7 protein-coding genes are annotated in these 7,651 nt (G+C 35.9%); 1 reads left to right on the top strand and 6 read right to left on the bottom strand.

What is annotated here, in order from left to right; translation table 11 throughout:
* Window positions 1-386: 386 nt before the first annotated feature.
* From EZJ43_RS05090 to EZJ43_RS05070, 6 genes are all read right to left on the bottom strand, one after another.
* Window positions 387-1,001 (bottom strand): ABC transporter ATP-binding protein, encoded by a 615-nt coding sequence (locus tag EZJ43_RS05090; protein WP_133261586.1) that lies wholly within the window; start codon window positions 999-1,001, stop codon window positions 387-389.
* Entirely contained in the window at window positions 998-1,231 is a 234-nt protein-coding gene (locus EZJ43_RS17050; RefSeq protein WP_165953087.1) for a hypothetical protein, read from the bottom strand. Before EZJ43_RS17050 ends, EZJ43_RS05090 begins: the two co-directional genes overlap by 4 nt.
* The gene (gene lpxA, locus EZJ43_RS05085; RefSeq protein ID WP_133261585.1) at window positions 1,215-2,000 is read right to left on the bottom strand and encodes an acyl-ACP--UDP-N-acetylglucosamine O-acyltransferase; all 786 of its coding nucleotides are present in this window, start codon (window positions 1,998-2,000) and stop codon (window positions 1,215-1,217) included. The genes EZJ43_RS17050 and lpxA overlap by 17 nt, the downstream gene beginning before the upstream one ends.
* A complete protein-coding gene (locus EZJ43_RS05080; protein ID WP_207924569.1) occupies window positions 1,997-3,412 on the bottom strand; it encodes a bifunctional UDP-3-O-[3-hydroxymyristoyl] N-acetylglucosamine deacetylase/3-hydroxyacyl-ACP dehydratase in 1,416 nt (471 codons plus the stop codon). The genes lpxA and EZJ43_RS05080 overlap by 4 nt, the downstream gene beginning before the upstream one ends.
* Complete coding sequence (gene lpxD / locus EZJ43_RS05075) at window positions 3,402-4,481, bottom strand: UDP-3-O-(3-hydroxymyristoyl)glucosamine N-acyltransferase (protein ID WP_133261583.1); 1,080 nt, start codon at window positions 4,479-4,481, stop codon at window positions 3,402-3,404. Before lpxD ends, EZJ43_RS05080 begins: the two co-directional genes overlap by 11 nt.
* Before the next feature lie 122 nt (window positions 4,482-4,603).
* Window positions 4,604-5,827, bottom strand: coding sequence for an HD domain-containing protein (locus EZJ43_RS05070; RefSeq protein ID WP_133261582.1), 1,224 nt, complete (start codon window positions 5,825-5,827; stop codon window positions 4,604-4,606).
* Window positions 5,828-5,939: 112 nt separating this feature from the next.
* Between EZJ43_RS05070 and porX the strand changes: the two genes are divergently transcribed.
* On the top strand, window positions 5,940-7,493 hold the full coding sequence (gene porX / locus EZJ43_RS05065) for a T9SS response regulator signal transducer PorX (RefSeq protein ID WP_133261581.1): 1,554 nt from the start codon (window positions 5,940-5,942) through the stop codon (window positions 7,491-7,493).
* The last annotated feature ends 158 nt before the right edge of the window (window positions 7,494-7,651 follow it).

Raw genomic sequence — 7,651 nt, 5'->3', positions numbered from 1 at the left:
GTTGATCATAACTGTGTATATGGTTTAAATGTATAAAAGTTATTGCCGAAAAATTTTTGTTTGGCCTTGAGGGCCCAAAATTTTTCAGAATAACTTTTCGACTTACACAGTTAGTAGGATACTACCTTAAAAAGCAATGCCTTCGGGAACCACTCCGAAGGCAAAATCAACCTAAACCTCAAAACTAAACTATGAAAAATTTTTATGTAAAACCTTTACAGGTATTAATATCTTTTGTTACCATTTAAAGAAGTAAAATATTTCTCTTTTTGGTGGCGCAAAGGTATAATTAATTTTTATTAAAAACAATAAATATTTATTTTTAATTATTTAAGACATTTTGATGACAAAAAGGTGATTGCTCAGAAAAATTAAAAAGTAATAATCTACTTGTAATCAGACATTTGAATGGTTTGGTTGCAAAATTCATATTCTTGAATTTGATTAGAACCAATTATCGTTAACCTATCTTTAGTAAAATCCGCCACTAATTCTTGGTACCATTTTATACCTTGAACGTCTAAATTACTCGTGGGTTCATCTAAAAATAGAATTTGTGTATCTGAACAAAAGGCTAAAGCAAGCTTTGTGCGTTGTTTCATGCCAGATGAGAAATATTTAATTTCTTTGTGCGCAGATTTACCCAAACCTAATATGGAAATTAGGTTTTTAGCATCAACGCCGTACGCAAATCTTTTAAACTTAAAATGAAAGTTTACCATTTCTTTTAAAGTAAACGTTTCGATTAACTCCAAATAAGGAGCCGCTAAACTGATGTGTTGATAAATACTTTCTACTGGTATATTAGCGGTATCTGAATAGGTGATTTCGCCTTCAGACGGTGTAAGGCTACCCGTTAAAATGCTTATCAGTGTTGATTTACCAGATCCATTTGCGCCAAGTATTGCATAACTATTTCCTGAAACAAACTCTTTAGAAATGTGCTTAAAAATCCACTCCTTATTAAAACGCCTACCGATATTGTTTAAGCTTATCTTCATTTTTTATTTTGGAGTGATGAGATATGAGTTTTGAGTGTTGAGTTATGAGTTATGAAAACCATTAGCCGTAATGGAAGTGATGAGTGATGAGATATGAGTGTTGAGTTATGAAAACCATTAGCCTCAACCTTGTCATCAACCTTAGCCTCAACCTTAGCCTCAACCTCAATCTCAACCTTAGCCTCAACCTTGTCCTCAGCCTCAGCCTCAACCCTAACTGCCCATCCCAAAACCCTTCATTACGCCACGATTAGAGTTTCTGATAAAATCTACAATCTCATCTCTAATTTCAGTTGGCTTAAATTCTGCTTCTATCATATCCAATGCTTTGGTTACATTGTTGTGCTTAACGAAAAGTACACGGTAAATTTCTTGAATTTCATCAATTTGTTCGTTAGTAAATCCTTTTCTACGTAAACCAACTGAGTTAATTCCAGCGTAGGAAAGTGGCTCCCGTGCTGCTTTAACATAAGGCGGTACATCTTTGCGCACCAACGAACCTCCAGTTACAAATGCATACGAACCTACTTTTACAAACTGGTGGATAGCAACTAAGCCTGCCAATACAACATTATTGCCAATTGTAATATGGCCAGCTAGTGTTGTACTATTAGAAAAAATACAGTTATCACCCACTTCACAATCATGCGCAATGTGTGTGTAAGCTTGTATTAAGCAGTTTTTCCCAATTGTTGTTTTCCACTTATCTTTTGTACCACGATTAATAGTTACACATTCTCTAATGGTTGTATTATCGCCTATTTCTGCCGTAGTTACTTCGCCTGCAAATTTTAAATCTTGTGGTTCGCCCGAGATTACTGCTCCAGGAAAAATCCGACAGTTTTTGCCAATTCTCGCACCATCCATAATGGTTACATTTGAACCGATCCAAGTTCCTTCGCCAATTACCACATCCTTATGAATAACTACAAAAGGTTCAATCACTACGTTTTCGGCTATAATGGCTTGGGGATGTATGTATGCTAATGGTTGTATCATGATGCGTTTGGTTCTGTTTGTTTAACTTTAGCAATTTGAGCCATCATTTCAGCCTCTACTACTACTTTTTCTCCTACCATACCCACACCTTTCATCTGGGCAATACCTCTTCTTATTGGCTCTAACAAATCGCAACGGAAAACAATGGTATCGCCTGGCAATACTTGCGCTCTAAAACGAACATTATCGATTTTTAAGAAATAGGTTAAATAATTACTAGGATCGGGAACGGTGCTGAGCACTAAAATTCCGCCTACCTGTGCCATGGCTTCAACTTGTATTACGCCCGGCATAACCGGCGAACCAGGAAAATGACCTTTAAAAAACTCCTCATTCATGGTTACGTTTTTCACGCCAACCACGTGGTTTTTCGAAAGTTCTAATATTTTATCTACAAACAAAAAAGGCTGACGGTGTGGTAATATTTCCATAATCTGCATCACATCGTAAAGCGGTGGTGCACTTGGATCGTAAACTTTCTGTGTTTTTTTGTTTTTTTCTCTCTTAATAGCAGCCTTAATTTTTTTAGCAAATGCAACGTTAGCTGCATGGCCAGGGCGGGCAGCCATAATATGTCCCTTTAAATGCATGCCAACCAAAGCCAAATCGCCAATCATATCCAACAGTTTGTGTCTGGCCGGCTCATTTTGGTAGCGCAACTCCATGTTGTTTAAAATACCCTGAGGCGCTACATCAATATCTTTCCGGTTAAACAATTTCGCTAAATGATCAAGCTCTTCTTGCGTAACAGCTTTATCAACAATAACAATGGCATTATTTAAATCGCCACCTTTAATTAAATTATGTTGTAATTGATATTCTAATTCATGCAGAAAGCAAAATGTTCTGCAGGAAGCAATTTCTTTTTTAAATTCGGCTATTGTAGAAATACCAGCATGTTGACTGCCCAAAACAGGCGAATTATAATCAATCATACAGGTAAAACGATAATCATCTAAAGGCATTGCTACAATCTCCACACCTCGATCAGGCTCGGTGTAGGTGATGTTATGCGGGATTGTAAAATATTCGCGATCAGTATCTTGCTCAACGTTACCAACTTCTTCCAAAATATCGATAAATTGAATGGAACTGCCATCCATAATTGGTGCTTCAGGACCGTTAACTTTAATCAAGACGTTATCTAAATCCATCCCGATTAACGAAGCCATAACATGCTCAATTGTACTTACACTTGCACCATTTTGCGTAATTGTTGTTCCTCTCGAAGTATCGGTTACATTATCTGCGTCTGCATCAATTATCGGATGCCCCTCTAAATCTATTCTTTGAAATTTAAAGCCATAGTTCTCGGGTGCAGGGCAAAAAGTAAGGGTAACGTTTGCACCAGTATGTAAGCCAACACCAGATACTGAAGCTTCTTTTTTAATCGTTTTTTGTCTAACGTTCATTATCATTATTGGTATTCTCTTCCAAACTTGAGGAAAGTCTTTTAATATCTTCTTCTAATAAATTAATTCTTTTTTCGATGTCGGGCAGGTGTTTAAAAATTACAGAAGCGCGCATCCAATTTCTTAGCGGTTGGGCAGGGCTACCATGCCATTGTTTGTTTTCTTCGGTTGTATTAAAATTTAAACCCGCTTGTGCGCCAATTTGTGTACCTTTTGCCAATGTTAAATGGCCAGCAATACCAACTTGTCCACCAATAACGCTGCTCGCACCTACTTTAGTACTGCCAGAAATACCCGACTGTGCGGCTACAACTGTATTTTCGCCAATTTCTACGTTATGTGCAATTTGAATAAGGTTATCTATTTTAGCACCTTTTTTAATAATGGTAGATCCCATTGTGGCTCTATCAACAGTTGTATTTGCCCCAATTTCTACATCATCTTCAACAATAACATTACCTATTTGGGGTATTTTGTTGTAAGTACCATCTTTTTGAGGTGCAAAACCGAAACCATCGCTGCCAATTACGGTATTAGCATGTATAATTACGCGGTTGCCAATAATACAGTTGTGGTAAATTTTCACGCCAGGAAAAAACGAGCATTCCCTACCTATTTTAGTATTTGCGCCGATAAAAGTTTGTGGCTCAATATTACATCCATCACCAATTTCAACGTGCTCAGCAATATATGCAAAGGCACCAATAAAAACGTTGTTTCCTATTTTAGCGGTAGGATGAACAAAGGCAAGTTTATCCACCTCACGTTTTGCATTTTGAGCGTTTAAAGCTTCATTATATTTATCCAACAGAACCGTAAAGGAACTGTAAGGATTTTCTACTCGTATTAAAGTACTGGTGTAAGCTTGACTGGCCTTAAAATTTTTTGATACAATAACCACCGAAGCTTGGGTTGAATACAAAAAGTTTTCATACTTAGGATTAGAAAGAAAAGACAAAGATCCTTCCTTACCATCTTCTATTTTAGAGAGTTCTGTTACGGCTACGTCCGGATTTCCATCAATGGAACCGTTTAAAAACTCGCTGATCTGCTTGGCAGTAAATTGCATCGTACAAAGGTAAATGTTAATTTGATATGAACAAAAAAACCTGTTTGGGTTAATAAGTATATAAATTATACAATAATAAGACTTAAAATTAGAGTAGAAGTTAATTTTTTTACTAAAAATATTTAAATGCCCCTAGGATAACAGAGAATGTATTTTTGAACTGTTTTTTGCAAAGATTCTAAATTAGATAAATCCGAAGCCTTTGCGATATCAACAATATCGTTATTTTTCATTAAAATTTTAATATTTCCCGTTCCCGCATCATAAGCTCTATTTCTTAAAGTATCCGTAAAAACAAAATATCTGCTCTCTTCGGGCGATACCTTTAACAAATCAATCGCAGCACTGCGCAAGAACATAATTCTATCTTCACTAGCCATTTCGTTGGTCATTTCTACTTTGTATAAATTTCTTGATGTTAACATCTTACAAAGCGTAGATAAGATTTTATCATCATTTGTTACCCATACTTTTAAAGCTGCGTAAATATCTTGATCATCTAAATTCGTAAAATGCTGTAAATTAAGGTGGGAATTAAAAAATTCGGCGCCTGTAATATTATTTTTTAAAAAGTAATTTAGTGATGGAGGTGCAAATAAATCAGTTCCATTAATCGATAATTCTTTTGCGCGTTCTAAAATCCTCACCAAAAGCATCTCGGCAGATACCACCGTTTTATGCAAATAAACCTGCCAATACATTAACCTACGGGCAATTAAAAATTTCTCTACAGAATAAATTCCCTTTTCTTCGATTACTAAGTCATCATCAAAAACATTAAACATTTTTATGATTCTGTCGAAACTAATCACACCTTCACTTACGCCAGTAAAAAAACTATCTCTATTCAGGTAGTCCATGCGGTCTAAATCTAACTGACCAGAGATTAATTGATGAAGAAATTTTTTAGGGTAGGTTCCATTAAAAACTTCAATCGCGAGCGTTAAACGGCCGTTAAAATGAACGTTCAACTCATGCATCAGCTTTGCTGAAATATCTTCGTGCCTAATCCCTGTAACCAGCGAATGTTCTAACGCATGAGAAAATGGACCATGACCAATATCGTGTAGCAAAATGGCTAATATTGCGGCTACTTCTTCCTCTTCGGTAATTATATTTCCTTTACTTTTTAAAAGTGCGATTGCTAAACTCATTAAGTGCATAGCACCCAATGCGTGGTGAAAACGGGTATGCAGTGCGCCGGGATAAACCAAATGTGTCATCCCAAGTTGCTTAATGTAGCGCAAACGCTGAAAATATGGATGCGAAATTACATCGTAAACCAATTCTGACGGAATGCTGATGAACCCGTAAACTGGGTCGTTTATTATTTTCTTCTTATTCAAGCGTTAAAAATAGTTAAATAGATAGATACGGTACAAAAATTGCTATTTTTATTGATCGATCAGATTGTCTGCAAATATATAACGGCAATATTTACGTATTTTTACAATTACCATGCAAGAAACCAAAATTTTATGGGCCGATGATGAAATCGACTTATTAAAACCTCATATTTTACTTCTCAACGATAAAGGATATAATGTTACCACTTTTACCAACGGTAACGATGCACTAGAAGCTTTCGGGAAAGAACATTTCGATCTTGTTTTTTTAGATGAAAACATGCCCGGGCTAACCGGAATTGAGACCTTATCGGCCATGAAAAACCTTAATCCAGATATTCCGGTAGTGCTTATTACCAAAAGCGAAGAGGAAAACTTAATGGAAGATGCCATTGGAAGCAAAATTGATGATTACTTAATTAAGCCGGTAAATCCAAAACAGGTTTTACTAACGATTAAGAAATTTGTAGATAACAAAAGATTGGTTAGCGCAAAAACATCAATGGCTTACCAACAAGATTTTAGGCGTTTGGGCATGATTTTAAACGACAAATTAAGTTATAGCGAGTGGATTGATTTCTACAAGAAAATAGTTTTTTGGGAATTGGAGCTTGGTCAGCTAGATGACCCACAAATGCATGAGATTTTAACCATGCAGAAGCAAGAAGCCAATACGCAGTTTTCGAAATTTATAGAAGACAATTATATCGATTGGATAAAAAACAAAGACAAATCGCCACTTCTATCTAACGAGTTATTAAAAAAGAAAGCCTTTCCGCTGATTAATGAAACAACGCCAGTATTTTTTATCTTGATTGATAACTTGCGTTACGATCAATGGAAAATGATCAATCCGTTGATTACCGAGTATTTCCGTTTGGAGGAGGAAGATATGTACACCAGTATTTTACCAACGGCAACTCAATATGCCCGTAATTCGATTTTTGCTGGCTTAATGCCTTTAGAGATGGAAAAACGTTTCCCTTCGTTATGGCAAAATGATGATGATGAAGGTGGTAAAAACCTACACGAAGAAGCATTTTTAGCCGATAACATTAAACGTAACTTGCGTAAAGAATGTAAATTCAGTTATCATAAAATATTAACTTTCGATCAAGGAAAAGATTTGCTAGAACAGGCTAACAATTTATTAAAAAACGATTTTAATGCGATTGTTTTCAACTTTGTTGATATGTTGAGCCATGCACGTACGGATATGCAAATGATTCGCGAGCTTGCAAATGACGATGCCGCTTATCGCTCGTTAACTTTATCATGGTTTGAACACTCGCCATTATTCGAGTTGTTAAAAAAGATTTCTCAGCAAAAAGTCAAAGTAATTATTACTACCGATCATGGTACAATTCGCGTAAAAAAACCGGTTAAAGTAGTTGGAGATAAGAGTACTAACACTAATTTGCGTTATAAGCAGGGCAGAAATTTAAATTTTAACGCGAAAGAAGTTTTCGCAATTAAAAACCCTCAAGATGCCATGTTGCCTAAAATAAACATCAGCAGCAGTTATATTTTTGCAAAAGAAGACAGTTATTTTGTTTACCCGAACAACTATAATCAGTTTGTGAACTATTATAATGATACGTTTCAGCATGGTGGTATTTCATTAGAAGAAATGATTATTCCTGTAATAACGTATTCGTCGAAATAACCCCCAACCCCTAAAGGGGAGGGAAAGCGGCAGACACAAAAGGAGGGAAAAAACCAAAACCTTTAAGGGACGAAAAGAGGCAAAAGCAATAAAAGGAGGCGAAACTAAACAGCGAAAACCAAAAATTTAAAGGCAGGGAAAGCGGCAAAAACCATAAA

Origin of the sequence: Pedobacter changchengzhani (assembly GCF_004354365.1) — a bacterium.
GTDB classification, from domain to species: Bacteria; Bacteroidota; Bacteroidia; order Sphingobacteriales; family Sphingobacteriaceae; genus Pedobacter; species Pedobacter changchengzhani.
This window is presented reverse-complemented; position numbering and strand designations above follow the sequence as displayed.

Coding starts and splice junctions, on each gene's coding strand:
- EZJ43_RS05090 (WP_133261586.1), bottom strand. CDS start 1,001: ATGAAGATAAGCTTAAACAATATCGGTAGGCGTTTTAATAAGGAGTGG.
- lpxA (WP_133261585.1), bottom strand. CDS start 2,000: ATGATACAACCATTAGCATACATACATCCCCAAGCCATTATAGCCGAA.
- EZJ43_RS05080 (WP_207924569.1), bottom strand. CDS start 3,412: ATGAACGTTAGACAAAAAACGATTAAAAAAGAAGCTTCAGTATCTGGT.
- lpxD (WP_133261583.1), bottom strand. CDS start 4,481: ATGCAATTTACTGCCAAGCAGATCAGCGAGTTTTTAAACGGTTCCATT.
- porX (WP_133261581.1), top strand. CDS start 5,940: ATGCAAGAAACCAAAATTTTATGGGCCGATGATGAAATCGACTTATTA.